The following is a 17,049-nucleotide window of genomic DNA, read 5'->3' as shown; positions in this document are numbered from 1 at the left end:
AAGTTGCTTTATTCTTCAAAAAATTAAAAATCTCAATGCAAAAACTGATTACACTTCCGGCCAGGAATGCTAAAGTTTCAAGAAATTCATCGGAACTTCTCAGCGGGTATCCATGCTGAAGAAACTACAAAAAAAGCAAATTCCTCTAATTGCTGGTGCGGCGCTGTTTGCCTTCTCAGCTGGGGCAATGGTGGCGGCACCGGAGATAGGAAAATCCCTAGGACAATGGCTTAAACTAAGTAGCAATCAGATTGAGCAATCTGATGCCAACAAAGCCAAATCAGCTGTGTTCCCACTCGTATCGCTATCGCCAGCGGAACGGGCGGACAAACTAGCAGACCTCGCCCAAAATGCCCCTTCGCCAGACCGGGAAAGGGCCAGATATCTATTGGCGAGTGATTACATTGAAAGAACGCAAGCGCAGAAGGCACTGGTTTTACTGGAAGGACTAGAAAAAGATTATCCTGCCTTAGCGCCTTATATTTTACTGAAACAAGCGCAGGCACAGGATCTGTTGGGCGAGGACGGCAAAGCTTCGGATCTCAGGCAAAAAGTGCTGAAACTGTATCCCAAAGAACCGGCCACAGTGAAAGCAATGTATCTCATCGCCCAACCAAAGCTACAGCAGCAGGCGATCGCGCAATTTCCTGCCAATCCCCTAACTTGGGAAATTATTCGCAAGTTGTTGCAAGAGGCTTCCAATCAGCCGCAATTGCAGTTAATCTTGGCAAAATATGCCTATACTCAACCAGGCATAGTAGGTGTGTTAGATGGGCTAGTGAAGCAGCCCTCCCTCAAACCCCAAGATTGGGAAATCATTGGTACAGCCTATTGGGAAAACAATCAGTTTGCTAAAGCTGCGGATGCCTATGCTAAAGCAACTCAAACACCCCGCAACCTCTACCGCATTGGCCGAGGATTGCAGATAGAAGGTAAAAACCGCTCAACAGCGATCGCCACCTACAACCAACTGGTACAGCAATTTCCAGATGCTAAAGAAACAGGAACTGCCCTGCTACGTCTGGGAGAAATGGCAAAAATACGCAAAGATGCCATACCATACGTTAACCTAGTAATCAATAAATTTCCTGACCAAGCGAGTCAGGCACTAGCAGCAAAAGCTAAAATTCTGGAAGGTCTCAAGGATCAAAAAGCGGCTCAAGAAACTTGGGAATTACTCATAGCCAAATACGGAACCTCTGATGAAGCGGCAGAGTATCGTTGGAAAATCGCCCAAGATAAAGCCAAAGCCAAAGATTACGCAGCAGCCTGGGAATGGGCACAACCAATTACTACCAACAACCCTAACAGCATATTGGCTCCTAGAGCAGGCTTTTGGGTTGGTAAATGGGCAAATGCTCTCGGCAAGCAACAGCAGGCTAAAGCAGCTTTCGAGTACACCCTCAGTCAGTTTCCCTATTCTTACTATGCATGGCGATCGGCAATCCTCCTCGGTCTGAATGTCGGCAACTTTAAAACCTTGCGTGACATGAATCCAGAGGTAGTTCCCAGGCAGCGTCCTGTGCCTACCGCTGGTTCAGAAACTTTCAAAGAATTGTACCTACTAGGTCAAGACCGTGATGCTTGGCTGCAATGGGAGACAGAATTTCTGAATAAACAACAGCCCACTGTTGCAGAGCAATTTACTGAAGGGTTGGTGCGGTTAGCCAAAGGAGAAAATCTATCGGGAATTGACATCATTTCTAAATTGGAAGACCGAGAAATCCCCCAGGAACAAGCCCAATATCAAGCTTTGAGCAAACAGATAACATACTGGCAAGCCCGCTATCCATTTCCTTATCTTCAGGAAATTGAAAAGTGGTCTCAAGAGCGTCAACTTAATCCTCTGTTAGTCACTGCTTTAATCCGTCAAGAGTCGCGGTTTGAACCGAAAATTAAATCCGTTGCCGGTGCTACTGGTTTGATGCAGGTAATGCCAGATACAGCTAAATGGATAGCCCCACAAATTAAATTAGATAGCAAAACAATTAACCTCGAAAATCCCAACCAAAACATCATGTTGGGTACGTGGTATTTGGATCATACCCATCAGCAGTATGGGAATAATTCACTGCTGGCGATCGCTAGTTACAATGCCGGTCCGGGTAACGTCTCCAAATGGTTGCAAACTCTCTCTACACAAGATCCAGATGAGTTTGTTGAAGAAATTCCCTTTGATGAAACCAAAAATTATGTGCGGCAAGTATTTGGTAACTATTGGAATTATCTCAGACTTTACAACCCTGAGATTTCTAGAATAGTGGCAAAGTACTCGGCTACACACCCAGAACTACCAACGCGGTAATGCTACTGAATCACATAGTGCAGGGGAAGAAGACACAGGGGGATCTTTCCCTTTAACCTTTACTCTTACCCCTGCCAAAAAGGCATTGACAGCTATTGCACTAAAATCGAACGTACCAGAATGCTTATTACTTCACCTGTGATTCCAGTTGGTAATAGGGGACTCCAATCACCAATCTCAGCATATCTGAGTTGGTGCAGAATGCGAATTGTGCTAGTAACGGCTTTGGGAGAACCAATCAGTGTATGTTTGATAGATTCTCTTTATGGGAATGCTTGAGAGTTAACTTCATCTACTTTGGTTTGTACTTGTGTAATCATTTATTTGTCTCCTATATGGGGGTTTACAAAGCGTTCGCTTTTCCGGTTGGCGCTAGGAGCGATCGCTTTTTGCTTTGTTGGCTCTTCCTCACTCGCTATTTTCAAGTTACCGACGCTTACCACCACGAACTTCTGCTCCCCGACAAACAATTTCCATAGAGTTAGCTTCAGGAGTACCAAGCTTGAGGGAAATTTCTCGCTTGGTTTTATCGTCACGGGTCAACTTCCCAGTCGAGTTGTAAATAGATAATCTTGTTGAAACTAACCTATGTTGACCACAAGAAGCACGAAGATTTGTTTGTGCCATGCCGTCATCATGCTTCTGTAAAATGATATACTCAGTTCCTTTTATTGATGCCAAATCAAGTATGATTGGTTCACCATTACTGTCAGAACCTACTTGAATATAAAGATTGTTATTAGTTGTTTGGGCGATTGCTGTGCTACCACATGAAAGGATAATTGTCGCTACTACACCACTGAATCTCTTTAAAAACATAAACTTTAAAACTGAAAAACTATATACTATTTTTATTCATATAAACTTAATTATTGGCGCGGTACAACTACTAAACATTGCTTCATATGAGATACAAGCATAATTACTAATATTAGTAATTATCTCTAGAAAAACCGTTTTTGAAGCTACAATGACCAGATACAGCAATACTACTTGAATTTTTCTAAGTATTCTGAAAAAGAAACCTTTGTATGGCAAGCTTATAGCCAATTTGATTTTTCAAAAATAAAATAAGAGTCCTATAGTAGTTTTTTATATACCTCAAGATAGTGCCAGTTAATAAAATTAACTCATTCTTGCAAAAAGAAACTCCAGAGCTTGTTTATCAAGTCTGGAGTAAAGATATCAATCATGATTTGTGGGTCTATTGTTCCCAAGATTGCAGCTTAAATTAATCAAGTAAGTAGATCGGTGTGAATATTTATCGTTGAGACAAGGCAGAAGGCAGAGGGCAGAAGGCAGAAGGGAAGAAGGTTTGAGCTAAGTTTACTTTTCGTTACATAGTTATGTTTATTTGCACCTTTCTACTTATACACTTACAAAAATCAGGCAGTCACCCTAGTACCACTGTGCGTGATTCGTAATTACCTTTTTGCAAGGGTTTCAGGCGTTTAAAATGGTGAACCAGCGCTGCGGAGAGAAGTTGCCATAGCGTAGCGAAGCGCGAGTCTTCTCCCAAGGGGAGCCACTGCGGTCTTGGGGTTTCCCCAAGTGGAGTAAGTGGCGTGAGACGCTACCTGTACAGCATCACACAATGCAAAAATTTGATAGCCCTGCTGCTGTACTTGGTTTCCCCAAGTGGAGTAAGTGGCGTGAGACGCTACGCGTCGGAGGGTTTCCTTCCAAAGCCACTTCTGTGCAGGATTCCCACGCCACTTGCTACCCTGCGGGAACGCGTTTGAGCGAACAAGTCGGCAAAGCCGACGGCAGTCGCTTTATGTCGGGGAACCCGTCCACTGCGCTACCTCCCCAACGCAGTGGCTCCCCGTTGTAGGCGAAAGCCTTCTCGCAGGGTAGAAAATGGCATCAGGCGACTGGTGAATCGGAAGGGGTTATTTATTTAGGCCAAGCTGCGTTTGTATCTCAAATTATCCAACCGACGCTGATTATATCGCTCACCTTTAGGATTGTCTCGCAACAAAAAAACCGTAGTTGGACTACTACGGTTAATTTGAGTGGAATACTGAACTCTAACCTTCTATGAAAAACTGGTGTCTTACAACTTCAGCTCTTTACCTGTCGGTAATCTCTTTGGACCTATAGTCTAACTGCTGGGGATAGGTTCGTCATCACTTATTTAAGGAATTTAGTTTAGTGAAATATTCATCAAAACTATCCGTGAGATGTTATTTGTTAGGTAGGTTCAACAAAGCTTCAGCAGGTAATTTAACCGTAAAAATACTTATAAGTTTAAATTTAAAAATACTTTACTACATAAAATAATCTCTTTTAGAGTCAAAATAAACACTACTATAGTGACGAAAAAGTTCAGTAAATTAGAGAAATAAAATATTTTTTTACTTCACAGTCTAGATATCGCTTCTTTAAAGCTATTCGTGTCCATGCTTATAGCCATTTTCAAAATAGAGTCAGGTCGTAGAGTTATAACCTTTGTTGCATCCAAATAAATACTACTAGTACTACAGAAAAATGGAGCGATCGCAGAGTATGCCACACCCCTAAAAGAAAACCCCGCTGAAAAATCGGGGTAATATTTGCGACAATATTGTGGTTATCCCACTGCATGAAATCCTAAAAACACAGCAATTATCAGGATTCAAGCAAATCTTACCTTGTTTATCGAAGTGTTCTTTCTCTCTTGCTATGTATATAGTTATCTATCAATAGTCTTAAGGTTTTAAGTGAGATGTCAAACCAGATGAAAATGAAAACTTTCAAAACAAAAGCCACAGATGTAACACTGTGGCTTACTTATTGGTTTGATCTCAAATGAACATTTGGTTTACAAACAGAGATTAGCGAGACTTACTAGTAGCTGAACCTCCAGCTGACTTTGCCTCTTGAAATAACTGTGACTTAAGCTGCTCAAGCTTTTGAGCCATCTGCTCTTCTTGTTGCAAGTTTTGCTGTAGCAGTTGCACTACTTGATTCTGTCCCATCTGCTCAGCATCCTTAATCAAGCAACGATAACAGGTAATCTCCGATTGTTCGACCTTGCCCTGCTCTCCTGCAATTATCAACTCCACGATTTTAGGATTATCAGCAGCTAATAGCATTAATTTTTGAGCGTCACTGACAAGGCCAGCGGCGGCATCGCAATTAACCCGCTGTGGTTGCTGTTTCAAGGTGCTGAACACTTGCTCTAGATTTCTAATTTGCTGCTCGGTTTCCCGGATATGGGTTTCAATCAAGGATTTCAACTGATTGTTTTGACAACACTGCCACATCATCTGCTGCGCTTCCAAGAAGCGATGTTCAGCATCGTACATCCCACCAACTTCGTAGATAAACTTATCTTGCAAATTTGTGATTTTTTTGGTGCCTGGACGTTCGCTGAGTTGAACCATTTTTATTCTCCTCAAGGTTTGAAGCTGTATTTGACAATTGCACCTTTAACCTACGTTCGCCACCTAAGTCTTCTCTTCATACCTGAGGAACAGTTGAGTGTTAATTCTGGCTGCTAAATCAAACACATAATCAGGTATGAAATAGCATTGGGTGATTTTTTACACATAATTGTGCTGTTCGGGAATGCCACCAAACTCTTACGCTATCACCGTGACAGCCTTATGAACGAATCAGGTAAAGTAAAGATAAGTAAAGAAGATGCTTTGAATCAAAATGGCTGCTCTACCCTTAGAGGAAATCTCTGCTCAGTTAGAAAGTCCGAATTTGCGCGATCGCATGGTAGCTCTTGCCAATCTGCGTGATGTATCCCCCGAAGATGCAGTACCTTTAATTAAAAAGGTGTTGGATGATGAATCTCTGCAACTGCGCTCCATGGCAATATTTGCCTTAGGAATTAAACCAACAGCAGAAAGTTATCCAATTTTAATGAGAATTCTAGAAACCGACCCAGACTATGGCATTCGCGCTGATGCTGCTGGTGCTTTAGGATATTTGGGTGATGCTAGAGCTTTTGAAGTGCTGGCGCGGGCATTTTATGAAGATACTGATTGGCTAGTACGCTTTAGTGCAGCTGTGTCCCTAGGTAACCTTAAAGATCCACGCGCTCGCGAAATTCTCATTCAGGCTTTGGATAGCCAGGAAATAGTATTGCAACAAGCTGCAATCTCCGCGCTAGGAGAAATTGAAGACATTGAGTCTGTCGATAGTATCCTGCGCTTTGCTCAATCAGATGATTGGTTAGTGCGGCAACGTCTTGCAGAAGCTTTGGGACATCTTCCCACCCCCAAAAGCGTATCAGCTTTGAAATACTTGGAAAAAGACGTTCATCCCAACGTCGCTGAAGCAGCAACGATTTCCCTCAAGAGGCTAGAGGAAAAAAGCGATCGAGCTTAGCTCAGTATCTCCTGCTATTTTTTAAGAAATAATTTAGTAGGATTTTTAGCATTTGAATGCAGGATAATTTCATTCATGAATATTAAAGAGTTTTTTGATTTGAGTGCTGGTAAATGGTTTTCCCATCGTACTAGTCACCATTTGGCTTTTAAGCAATTTGAAGATGGTAAGTCAGACATCGTTATTGAGATATTGGCAGCAGATCATCCAGAGGTAATCAAGCTGTGTCAGCGATACAAAATTGCTCATAGTTCCGCTGCTTGTAGTGCCAAAGTTACCTGGAACGGGATAATGGAAGGAAATCAACAAAAAGATAGCGGTTCTGCTGTCCTAGTTTCCATACCTGATGTGGATAATCCCGATGAAGGCAAATTACTCCGAGAAACAGGTTCTACGAAGGAAGCCTCTGTCATTGGACGTTATAAGGTAGGCAGTGATGGCGCATTGACCCTAACTACAGAGTACGAAAATATTTGTTCTGAAGAGCGCTTATGGTTTGCCAGCCCCAATTTACGTATGCGTGTACGTGTATTAAAACGCTCTGATGGCTTTAGTACTGCTTCCTTCACTTCTGAGATTCGCATGGGTGGCGTTCCATCAACCAAAAAAGTTTCAGAGACTGCTAATTCAGCTTCAAGTTAGTAGGAGAAGGTAGAGGAGGCTGGCGACTAAAGGATGAGGGACATGAGGGGACACGGAAAGTTCTTTCACTGCCTTACCGCGTCCCTGCCTCCTTCCCCTATATTTGCAATAAGCGGGCGATCGCTTGCGGTAATGGCAGTACAATCATTACTAACAAAGCCATTGCTATCAACCCTAAAATGTCACGTCCGTTATTCAGTTCAGTAACATCATTCAAAGCAGGTTCATCAATTAACGGGATGAACAATAAAATAATCGCCCACACAAAAAATTCTGGTTGAACTAAAGAAAGTAGTAGCAGCAACAAGCGTGAAATTTGCCCGATCGCGATTGCAGTTCGTTGTCCAAACATGGCATGGACAATATGACCGCCATCGAGTTGGCCTACAGGCATAAGGTTCAAAGCTGTTACGATTAGTCCTAGAAAACCAGCTACTGCTACTGGGTGCAGATCGATAGCGGATCTTGCGGTTAACTCACTGCCTAATGCTAACTTCGAGAGTAACGCTAGTAAGATTGAATATTTGGGATTGAGAGCATCAGGGTTCAACAGTCCGGTTTTTTCAGTCAGAGGCACCACATCAGAATTAGCCAGACCCCATATTAACAAGGGTAATGTAGTGATAAAACCAGCAATTGGTCCAGCAATGCTCACGTCAAATAAAGCTTTGCGGTTGGGAACGGGGCTACGCATTTGAATAAATGCACCAAAAGTTCCCAAGAAAAAAGGCATGGGGATAAAGTAAGGCAGCGTCGAGCGAATTTTATAGAACCTAGCTGTCAAATAATGACCAAGTTCGTGGATGCCTAAGATAGTCATTAGCCCTACAGCATAAGGCAGTCCTTGCAAAAGAACAGTTGGGTCAGATTGTAGTTGCGTTATTTCAATACCAGCGGTTCTTGCTCCCACTAGGGTAGTAGTTACTAAAGTAGCTAATACTAGTAATAATGCTAATCCTGGTCGCGTTAACTTTTCTGGTTTGCCTGCATTTGCTTCTCTAACCGCTTGAGTGTTAGGAACAAGTACAAAAAAGGGTTTGCCATTGAGGCCTTCTTGAAAAATCACCAAGAAGCGATCGCCAAATTCTTTTTCAACATTTGCTTTAATCTGTTGATAAGCTCTACTTGGTGTAGTTCTCAACTGACCCCGACAAATCACGGCTTGGGGTCTATATTCAATGTTTTGAATGTAGTAAACAGACCAAGGAAAACAATTTCGCAGCTGGGTTTCTTCCGTTGGTTCGATGGGACGCACTAGTACTGGTTCTGCGGTAGGATTGATAGCCGATTGTGATTCTGGAGCTTGGGGTTCAGTTTGTGTATCCCTTGGCGCTCTACGCCCCAATTGAAATAACAGCCAGTATAACAGAAGGCAGAAAATGGAGGGCCAAACGATCAGTGATGGCGGCGGAGGTTGTTTTGCCCCATACATTAGTGTCCACCCGCTCAATAGCAATGCTGGTGTCATCAACACCAACCACAACAACCAAACTGGAGTCCGGGTGATGTTAGCGACGCTCCGCTGCACCATTAAATAAGTAGCTAATCCCAGTAGGAGAAGAAACCAAAATGTCATGATCTTCAGTGATTTTGAAAAAATGTCCTACCATTAGTGACAGCACCACAGCTCTCACTACAAGGCAGACTTTAAACCCCACCTTTCCCCGAACGGTTAACAGCGCTTTTAAGTCTCAAGTATAAATTCTTAAGAAGTTCAACTCTGTAACCAAATTTTTCATAACTCCTCAGTTTCGGGTTTTTTCTCATGTGCCCCCTACCTCAACAGCCAAGTCAGACAGCTAAGCTACCAAGGGCTGTACTCTCTTACGAAGTTCCGAGCAAAGGTAACCTCCAATCGGACTCCATACTAAACAGCATCTTTGCCTTTCCACCCAATCGGGACACATTAGGAGGAACATCTTACTTCATTGTAAGAAATGAAGGCAATATCCTCATAGATTGCCCGGCTTTAAACCAAACCTATCAGGATTTTTTGCGATCGCATGGGGGCGTGCGTTGGTTATTTCTCACCCATCGAGGTGCTATTGGTAAAACAGCAGAAATTCAGCAAGCTATGGGATGCGAAGTTCTGATTCAGGAGCAAGAAGCCTATTTATTACCAGGATTAACCGTAACCACCTTTGCCCAAGAATTTACGCTCACTTCCACAGCCAAATTAATTTGGACACCCGGTCATTCTCCCGGTTCATCTTGCCTATACTACAGTGATTTTGGAGGTGTACTGTTTTCCGGACGACATTTAGTTCCTAATCAGCAGGGCGAACCAATGCCATTGCGGACAGCAAAAACATTCCATTGGCCAAGGCAGATTCAAAGTCTCCAGTCTCTGCTAAAAAGCTTTACACCAGAAACTCTCCACTATATTTGTCCTGGTGCTAACACTGGTTTTCTCAGGGGTGAACGTGTCATAGATAATGCTTACCAGCGCCTTGCCTCTCTGGATTTACCAGCTTTGCTGCTGTGAGAGTTGAGAGTTAATAGTTAAGAGTTAGAAATTAATAACTCATAACTCCAAGAGCATCCCATTTTAGAATATGTAGTGCGAGCGTCTCACTCGCGTAATAGATGGTAGCGAGCAAGAGGCTCGCACTACAAATAAATCTGCTAAATCGGGATGCACCCCAAACTCCTAACTCCTAACTTTTTACGCCTTTCCCGCCACTACAGAGTTAGTCTTCAACTGTTCTACTGCTGCTTGATACTGGAGATCCGCTTCTGTAGCAATCTGTTCGCGGGTAAGGGCTGCTTGGATAATCACTGTATCAGGCTTAATACCTAATTTATTAATATCTCGGTGTTTAGGAGTTTCATATTTAGCAATTGTTACTGCCAAGCCAGAACCATCAGACAATTCAAACAAGGACTGAATTAAGCCTTTACCAAAGGTGGTTTCACCTACCAACTGGGCACGACCATTATCTTGTAGTGCACCTGCGAGAATCTCGCTGGCACTGGCTGTTCCTTGATTAACCAAAATTACTAAAGGATCGTCTGTCAAAGCTGGACCGAACGATTCAAAACTGCCCTGAATGCCTTGCCGATTTACGGTGTAAACGATGGTGCCAGAATCTAACCACAGACGGGCAATTTCAATTCCTGATTGCAATAGTCCACCAGGATTATTTCGCAAATCCAGAATATAGGCAGCAGCACCTTTTTTTTCTAGACTAGAAATAGCGTGCGCCAATTCCATAGAGGCATTGGCATTAAACTGAGTTAGGCGCAGGTAACCAATGGGCGTACCTTGTGGAGAAACACGTAATTCTGCCACCACAGGATTAAGAGCGATGCGATCGCGCACTACTCTAACTTCTGTTTCTCCCTCTCCATCTCGTTCGATCGACAGCGTAATCAGACTACCAATAGGACCGCGCATCCTGGCCGCTGCTTCGTCGAGGGTGAGATTTTCTGTAGAGATCCCTTCAATTTTGAGAATGCGATCGCGCGGTCTAATTCCGGCTTTATCGGCTGGTGAACCTGCGATGGGAGATACGACTTCCAACCTTCCCGTTTGGGGATTTAGGGCAATTTGTAAACCTACCCCAGTCAATTCTCCAGAGGTATTCACCTGCAAACTGCGGTACTGTTCTGGGTCTAAAAAGCGGGTAAAAGGGTCATCCAGGCTTTTAAGCATCCTCTGAATTGCCCCGTAAGTTGCTTTTTGGTCGTTGAGCGGCTTTTCTAGAGCTTTTTGCCTGACCGTTGCCCAGTTTTGATGATTAAACGTCCCATCCAGATAAGTGCGATTAACAATTCGCCAAACCTCTGAAACTAGCTTTTGTTCCTGCGTTAATGCTGCTGCTGGTTGGCTCATCCCGCCCAGCGCCAAGCAACAAGCCATCAGTAGTGAAAATCCTAACCGGAAAATCTGTTTGTTCATGAACCGCATTTTCAAGTCCACCTCAACCCAAATTGCCTATAACTGCCCAATTACCTTGTTGTTGATGAAATCTATCTCTCGATTATGTTACTTTTTTTATAGAAGTGGTGCATTGTTCTCATCAACTTGTTAAGGCAATTGATGCTGATGCATCGCGCTCAACAAACGATAAGATCTACTTTGTGTCCACCATTTTTTGTATTGGGTTGCAAAGAGAACGCAATATATTCCATATTGGCAGAGTGTTAAGTTTTTTTAAACTTTTATCACTTTGAAAGCTTAAAAGCAAACGAACCAACTCTTGTTTGTGAAAATCCCAAAATGCTAATTGGGAGATTGATCGACCGCATCCGATTTTTAGGAATTTGAGATTGTATGGCCAACGTTTACGACTGGTTTGAGGAACGCTTGGAAATTCAGGCGCTCGCTGAAGACGTAACCAGCAAGTACGTCCCTCCCCACGTCAATATTTTTTACTGTCTGGGTGGAATTACCCTGACTTGCTTTCTCATCCAGTTCGCCACTGGATTTGCCATGACGTTCTACTACAAACCAACAGTTGCCGAAGCTTACTCTTCTGTACAGTACATCATGAATGATGTGAGCTTTGGTTGGTTAATTCGCTCCATCCACCGCTGGTCTGCCAGCATGATGGTGTTGATGATGATTCTGCACGTCTTCCGGGTGTACCTCACAGGTGGTTTCAAAAAGCCCCGTGAATTGACTTGGGTAAGTGGCGTTATCCTAGCTGTAATCACTGTTTCCTTTGGTGTAACAGGCTACTCCCTGCCTTGGGATCAAGTTGGCTATTGGGCGGTGAAAATTGTCAGCGGCGTACCAGAAGCAATTCCCGTAGTAGGCGTTTTGATTTCTGACCTCCTACGCGGTGGTTCTAGTGTTGGCCAAGCAACACTGACTCGCTACTACAGCGCCCACACATTCGTGCTACCTTGGCTGATTGCGGTCTTCATGCTATTCCACTTCTTGATGATCCGCAAGCAAGGAATTTCCGGTCCTTTGTAATCTAATCAGCTCAAATGCGAAAAGGCAACAGCAGTCAGTTCCAAGATTAAGTCGTTTGTTTTAAACTTAGGGAAAATTAGTCATAAATGACTTATTAAGTTACCAACAAAACAAACACTCGTATCTTAAGCTGAAAGCTGTAGATACCCTAGGGCGGCTGCCTAGCAGAAATAACAGCGGTGCTAGCTGCTCTTTAGGGTCACCTAATAGCTGGTAGCTTTACAAATGCTTTAACTGAACTTAAGCAGGAGAGCGCATTTAAAAATGGCAACACAGAAAAAACCCGATCTGAGCGATCCTCAACTTAGAGCCAAACTTGCTAAAGGCATGGGCCACAACTATTATGGCGAACCAGCTTGGCCTAATGACCTATTGTACGTATTTCCAGTGGTAATCATGGGTTCGTTCGCTTGTATAGTGGCTCTAGCAGTTCTAGATCCTGCTATGACAGGTGAACCAGCAAATCCTTTTGCCACACCGTTGGAAATTTTACCAGAATGGTACTTGTATCCTGTATTCCAGATTTTGCGATCGCTTCCTAACAAACTCTTAGGAGTGTTAGCAATGGCCTCTGTGCCTCTGGGATTGATCCTCGTTCCCTTCATTGAGAACGTTAATAAGTTCCAAAACCCCTTCCGCCGTCCAGTTGCGACTACAGTGTTTCTCTTTGGCACTCTCGTCACTCTGTGGCTGGGTATTGGTGCCGCATTGCCATTAGATAAATCCTTGACCTTGGGACTTTTCTAAACTAGTCACCACAAAGAGTTTTGACGCCTGTTTCAAGAGTATATGCAGATGTGCTTTTGAAAAAATCAACAGGCGTCAATTTTAATAGTCCAACTGGTATATGGGATTTGAAGTTTTGGATGAAAAAGTAACTCCAAAATCGAAAATTACCAAAAAAAACAAATATAAACATTTTTCACTTAGCTTAATATTAAGTTGCTAGTTATAATCCTAGGAATACCAAAATCGACTATGTTTTGTATTTTGGTACAAAAAATATGCCAAATTAAGTTTTTTTCAACTGTCAGAGAAATTTTGCTAAAAGCGCAGAATTCGATAACTAGCAACTTGGATTTACTTATATTCAAAACACGGTCAATGCTTAGCATAGTGCAGCAAGACCATCTAACGGTGAAGAGCGAACTGAAGCTTCTAAACCAAGTACAACAATGGTTTGAGCAGTTTTGTCTGAAATATTTGTCTCAATTTGGCTGGTCAGAAAGCCAACTTTACCGCCTCAACTTAGCATTAGCAGAAGGTTTTACTAATGCAGTTCGTCACGCTCATCGTGCTTTACCACCGGAAACAACTATAGAGATTGAAGTTAGCCTGTGGATAGACCGATTGGAGATCAAAATTTGGGATCATGGGAAACCTTTTAATCCCGATGCGATCGCAGAGCCAGAGCCAGGTACTCTGCAAGTAGGGGGTTACGGCTGGTTTCTCCTGCGGCGCTTAGCTGACAGTGTTGTTTACGAACGCAGTGATGATGGTAGGAATTGTCTGCTAATTGTCAAATATGCCCAAGAAGGTCAAAGGTAAAAACAAGGAGTCAGGAGATATGATTGTTCTGACTCCTTACTTATGACTAAATTGCTCAATCTCCTCAATCTGCTGAAACTTTATAAAATTAATTTTGCTTATTTACACGGAATTATAGTTAGTTAAACAGTAAAACCTACATCATTTTGTATAAAAAAACATATTCAATTCAGTAAAGTCAGCATACGAGTTGCAGTTAATCCTTTGCTAGGATTTGGCAGCATTGTTGGTAATCTTAACTTTTGTTGAGGCACGCCTAACTAGACGTAATGATGCTGTTGAGGAATAAAAACTAGCATTGCCATAAGCCTCAATTACTCAAAGCAATTTTGTGTTCTTCAATAAGAGTCGTTTTGTGCTGACGTAGATAGAGGAGATAGCAGACAAGATATGACTAAAACAGCTCTAATTACAGGAATTACTGGTCAAGATGGCTACTATCTCAGCCATCTACTCCTCAATCAAGGTTACCGAGTTGTAGGCTTAGTGTCGCCATATCGGCAACCTAATTTAGCAAAACTGGGAGATTTGGCAACCAAAGTAGAAATTTACACAGTTGATTTAAGAGACAGTGAGGCACTTTTGACTGCGGTTGAACAACTCCGCCCCCAAGAAATTTACAATTTGGCTGCTCCCAGTTTTGTACCTGATTCCTGGAAAGACCCCTTGGGAACTTTAGATTTAATCACCGGTACTGCTACTCGGTTATTGGAGGCAGTACGGCAGACTGGTTTGTCTACACGCTTTTATCAAGCCAGCAGTTCTGAAATGTTTGGGGATGTGTCCTGTTCGCCTCAAGATGAGGAAACCCCCTTTCGTCCCAAAAATCCTTACGCAGCAGCCAAGCTACATGCCCATTGGACAATGGTGCATCACCGACAGCGCTATGGCCTATTTGCCTGTAGTGGAATTCTATTTAATCATGAATCTCCTTTACGATCGCCTCAGTTTGTCACCCGCAAAGTTTCTTTAGCTGCCGCAGCCATTAAATTGGGTTTCACTGACACTTTAGAAATGGGCAATTTAGATGCTAAACGAGATTGGGGTTTTGCTGGTGATTATGTTGAAGCTATGTGGCGAATGCTGCAAGTTGATGAGCCAGAAGAATATGCAATTGGTACAGGTAAACTACGTAGTGTTAAGGAATTAGTTTCTACAGCTTTCGAGTGTGTGGGATTGGACTGGCAAAAATATATAGTAATTAATACTAAATTTCTCAGATCGGACGAACATTTTCAATTGGTCGCCAACCCAAGTAAAGCTAAAAAGAATCTGGGTTGGGAACCTCAAGTCAGCTTTGAGGAACTTTTAGAGAAAATGGTAAAAACAGATATGGAGCGGTTGCAAAATGGTATGGCCGCACCCGCCGATGCATCCTCTCTGGGAGTATAAAAAACATAAATGCTAATTGGTACAGTGGGAGAAACTCTAAATTCAAGTGCTAATCTGAATAAAAAAGCCAACCATGTGTTCGTATTCCTAGAGATTTTTGCACGTGAAGGTGGTATTCAATCCTATGTCAAGGATATTTTTCGCGCATATTTAGGGTTAAGCGGAGCCTATAAGGCTGAAGTCTTTTTGCTGAGAGATAGTTCTGAGTGTTCAAATCCTTTCAAGTCTGAGAGTTTAAAATTTCATTACTTTCAAAATCAGTCTCCTCAGTTGGGAAAGGTCAAAATGGCAGGATCTCTACTTAAGTATCTCTTGCAAAAACGCCCCCAACATGTTTTCTGCGGCCACATCAACTTAGCAGTATTAATACAAACCCTTTGCCAGCCTCTGGGAATACCGTACACTGTATTAACTTATGGTAAGGAAGTTTGGAAACCACTCAAACATCAAGAACGCCGCGCTTTAGCATCAGCAGCAGGAATTTGGACAATTAGTCGCTACAGCCGCGATCGCGCTTGTGCTGCCAATAATCTAGACCCCAACAAAGTTAAAATGCTTGCTTGTGCGATTGATGGAGATAAATTCACTCCAGGGTCTAAGCTGCCAGAGTTAGTCAAAAAGTATAATTTAACAGATGCTAAGGTGCTAATGACCGTAGCGCGACTCTGGTCGGGAGATATCTATAAAGGTGTGGATGTGACTATTCGGGCACTACCCCAAATAGCTCAAGTTTTCCCAGAGGTAAAATACTTGGTAATTGGCCGTGGCGATGACCAACCGCGATTAGCTCAGTTAGCAAAAGATTTAGGTGTGAGCGATCGCGTAGTTTTTGCTGGTTTCGTGCCTACAGAAGAATTGATGGCACACTACCAACTTGCTGATGCCTATATCATGCCTTCTCAAGAAGGTTTTGGCATTGTTTATTTAGAGGCAATGGCTTGTGGTGTGCCAGTACTGTCTGGTGACGACGATGGCTCGGCCGATCCTTTGCAGGATGGTAAGCTGGGATGGCGAGTGCCGCACCGCAATCCTGAAGTTGTAGCAGCAGCTTGTATAAAAATTCTTAAAGGTGATGACCAACGTTGTGATGGTCAGTGGTTGCGAGAGCAAGCGATCGCCAATTTTGGGATGGATGCCTTCCAACAGCAGCTTTTGTCTTTAGTCAAGAGTTTATAGTCCAAAAATTTTTCACTGTTAACTATTGACCATAGACTATTGACTACTCCCTAAACTCGCTATCCTAGAGGGAGAGCAAGACTATATTTAAAAAATGAGCCTTAAATCTTTGCAATTAAACCTTGAGAATCTTCGCCCTTGGCTCACTCTGTTAGCAGTTTTTTGGTTGCTAGCATCACTAGGCTTGGGCTGGTTGGTAAATTCACTGTTAATTATTTTTGCATTGCTGCTGTTAGCACCTGCGATCGCATTTTTCGGGTTCCGCTGGTGGCTGCAACGTAACTTGGTTAGCGATCAATGTCCTGTCTGCCGATATGAATTTACAGGTTTAAATAACAGTCAGTTGCAATGTCCTAATTGCGGAGAGCGCATTTTAGTACAAAAAGGTCATTTTCAGCGCTTCACACCAGATGGCACAATTGATATAACAGCAATTGAAGTACCAGCTAAATCACTGGAAGATTAGCTTTTGGTGCAAGAAGGCAGTCCAGATGAATTTCGTACACTACCAAGCATGAAAATGCCAACTGAGATTTATCTATTATAGATACTCATCGAAGGAGCATTTTCAAGTCCGAACGGAAGAAAGCTTGTAAACTCTCCTAAGAAACACATTCCGTAGCGTTGGAAATAGGGATGAGTTCTAAGCCAAAAGCCTGGGCTTTTTTCTTCAAGTTGTTCAACGTGCGCTCTCGGTACTTTTGCTCGTAGGCATCAAGACCAGGGTCAGTATAGACAT

Annotated in this window: 16 protein-coding genes; 11 read left to right on the top strand and 5 right to left on the bottom strand. The window is 42.8% G+C overall.

Annotated features, from left to right (window positions below; translation table 11 throughout):
- Positions 1–112 precede the first annotated feature (112 nt).
- Positions 113–2,305, top strand: coding sequence for a transglycosylase SLT domain-containing protein (locus RMY31_RS21475; protein ID WP_322658744.1), 2,193 nt, complete (start codon positions 113–115; stop codon positions 2,303–2,305).
- 320 nt (positions 2,306–2,625) lie between these two features.
- Here the strand turns inward: RMY31_RS21475 and RMY31_RS21470 are convergent, their stop codons facing one another.
- Entirely contained in the window at positions 2,626–2,751 is a 126-nt protein-coding gene (locus RMY31_RS21470) for a hypothetical protein (RefSeq protein WP_322658745.1), read from the bottom strand.
- Positions 2,732–3,124, bottom strand: a complete 393-nt coding sequence (locus tag RMY31_RS21465) for a hypothetical protein (protein ID WP_322658746.1) — start codon at positions 3,122–3,124, stop codon at positions 2,732–2,734. The genes RMY31_RS21470 and RMY31_RS21465 overlap by 20 nt, the downstream gene beginning before the upstream one ends.
- Before the next feature lie 775 nt (positions 3,125–3,899).
- Here RMY31_RS21465 and RMY31_RS21460 point away from each other — a divergent pair.
- Positions 3,900–4,139, top strand: coding sequence for a hypothetical protein (locus RMY31_RS21460; RefSeq protein WP_322658747.1), 240 nt, complete (start codon positions 3,900–3,902; stop codon positions 4,137–4,139).
- A 982-nt stretch (positions 4,140–5,121) separates the two neighbouring features.
- Here RMY31_RS21460 and RMY31_RS21455 read toward each other — a convergent pair.
- Positions 5,122–5,673, bottom strand: a complete 552-nt coding sequence (locus tag RMY31_RS21455; RefSeq protein WP_322658748.1) for a ferritin-like domain-containing protein — start codon at positions 5,671–5,673, stop codon at positions 5,122–5,124.
- 274 nt (positions 5,674–5,947) lie between these two features.
- Between RMY31_RS21455 and RMY31_RS21450 the strand changes: the two genes are divergently transcribed.
- Positions 5,948–6,628 (top strand): HEAT repeat domain-containing protein, encoded by a 681-nt coding sequence (locus RMY31_RS21450; protein WP_322658749.1) that lies wholly within the window; start codon positions 5,948–5,950, stop codon positions 6,626–6,628.
- A gap of 75 nt (positions 6,629–6,703) precedes the next feature.
- On the top strand, positions 6,704–7,270 hold the full coding sequence (locus RMY31_RS21445; RefSeq protein WP_322658750.1) for a phycobiliprotein lyase: 567 nt from the start codon (positions 6,704–6,706) through the stop codon (positions 7,268–7,270).
- A 97-nt stretch (positions 7,271–7,367) separates the two neighbouring features.
- On the opposite strand, the gene RMY31_RS21440 is transcribed toward RMY31_RS21445, so the two are convergent.
- Positions 7,368–8,846 carry a site-2 protease family protein gene (locus tag RMY31_RS21440; RefSeq protein ID WP_322658751.1) on the bottom strand — a complete coding sequence of 493 codons (1,479 nt, stop codon included), beginning with the start codon at positions 8,844–8,846 and terminating at the stop codon, positions 7,368–7,370.
- Between the two features lie 189 nt (positions 8,847–9,035).
- Between RMY31_RS21440 and RMY31_RS21435 the strand changes: the two genes are divergently transcribed.
- The gene (locus RMY31_RS21435) at positions 9,036–9,755 is read left to right on the top strand and encodes an MBL fold metallo-hydrolase (protein ID WP_322658752.1); all 720 of its coding nucleotides are present in this window, start codon (positions 9,036–9,038) and stop codon (positions 9,753–9,755) included.
- Between the two features lie 180 nt (positions 9,756–9,935).
- Here RMY31_RS21435 and ctpA read toward each other — a convergent pair whose 3' ends face one another.
- Complete coding sequence (gene ctpA, locus RMY31_RS21430) at positions 9,936–11,180, bottom strand: carboxyl-terminal processing protease CtpA (protein ID WP_322658753.1); 1,245 nt, start codon at positions 11,178–11,180, stop codon at positions 9,936–9,938.
- Between the two features lie 366 nt (positions 11,181–11,546).
- Between ctpA and petB the strand changes: the two genes are divergently transcribed.
- From petB to RMY31_RS21400, 6 genes are all read left to right on the top strand, one after another.
- Entirely contained in the window at positions 11,547–12,194 is a 648-nt protein-coding gene (petB, locus tag RMY31_RS21425; protein WP_322658754.1) for a cytochrome b6, read from the top strand.
- A 264-nt stretch (positions 12,195–12,458) separates the two neighbouring features.
- A complete protein-coding gene (petD, locus tag RMY31_RS21420; RefSeq protein WP_096551605.1) occupies positions 12,459–12,941 on the top strand; it encodes a cytochrome b6-f complex subunit IV in 483 nt (160 codons plus the stop codon).
- A gap of 357 nt (positions 12,942–13,298) precedes the next feature.
- A complete protein-coding gene (locus RMY31_RS21415) occupies positions 13,299–13,742 on the top strand; it encodes an ATP-binding protein (RefSeq protein ID WP_322658755.1) in 444 nt (147 codons plus the stop codon).
- A 390-nt stretch (positions 13,743–14,132) separates the two neighbouring features.
- Positions 14,133–15,134, top strand: a complete 1,002-nt coding sequence (locus RMY31_RS21410; protein ID WP_322658756.1) for a GDP-mannose 4,6-dehydratase — start codon at positions 14,133–14,135, stop codon at positions 15,132–15,134.
- Between the two features lie 9 nt (positions 15,135–15,143).
- Positions 15,144–16,310, top strand: a complete 1,167-nt coding sequence (locus RMY31_RS21405) for a glycosyltransferase family 4 protein (protein WP_322658757.1) — start codon at positions 15,144–15,146, stop codon at positions 16,308–16,310.
- A 94-nt stretch (positions 16,311–16,404) separates the two neighbouring features.
- Positions 16,405–16,776 (top strand): hypothetical protein, encoded by a 372-nt coding sequence (locus RMY31_RS21400; RefSeq protein ID WP_322658758.1) that lies wholly within the window; start codon positions 16,405–16,407, stop codon positions 16,774–16,776.
- Positions 16,777–17,049 lie beyond the last annotated feature (273 nt).

The organism is Dendronalium sp. ChiSLP03b, assembly GCF_034531165.2.
Taxonomy (GTDB): Bacteria; Cyanobacteriota; Cyanobacteriia; order Cyanobacteriales; family Nostocaceae; genus Dendronalium; species Dendronalium minutum.
Note: the sequence above shows the minus strand (reverse complement) of the source record. Positions and strands in the feature narration are given on the sequence as shown.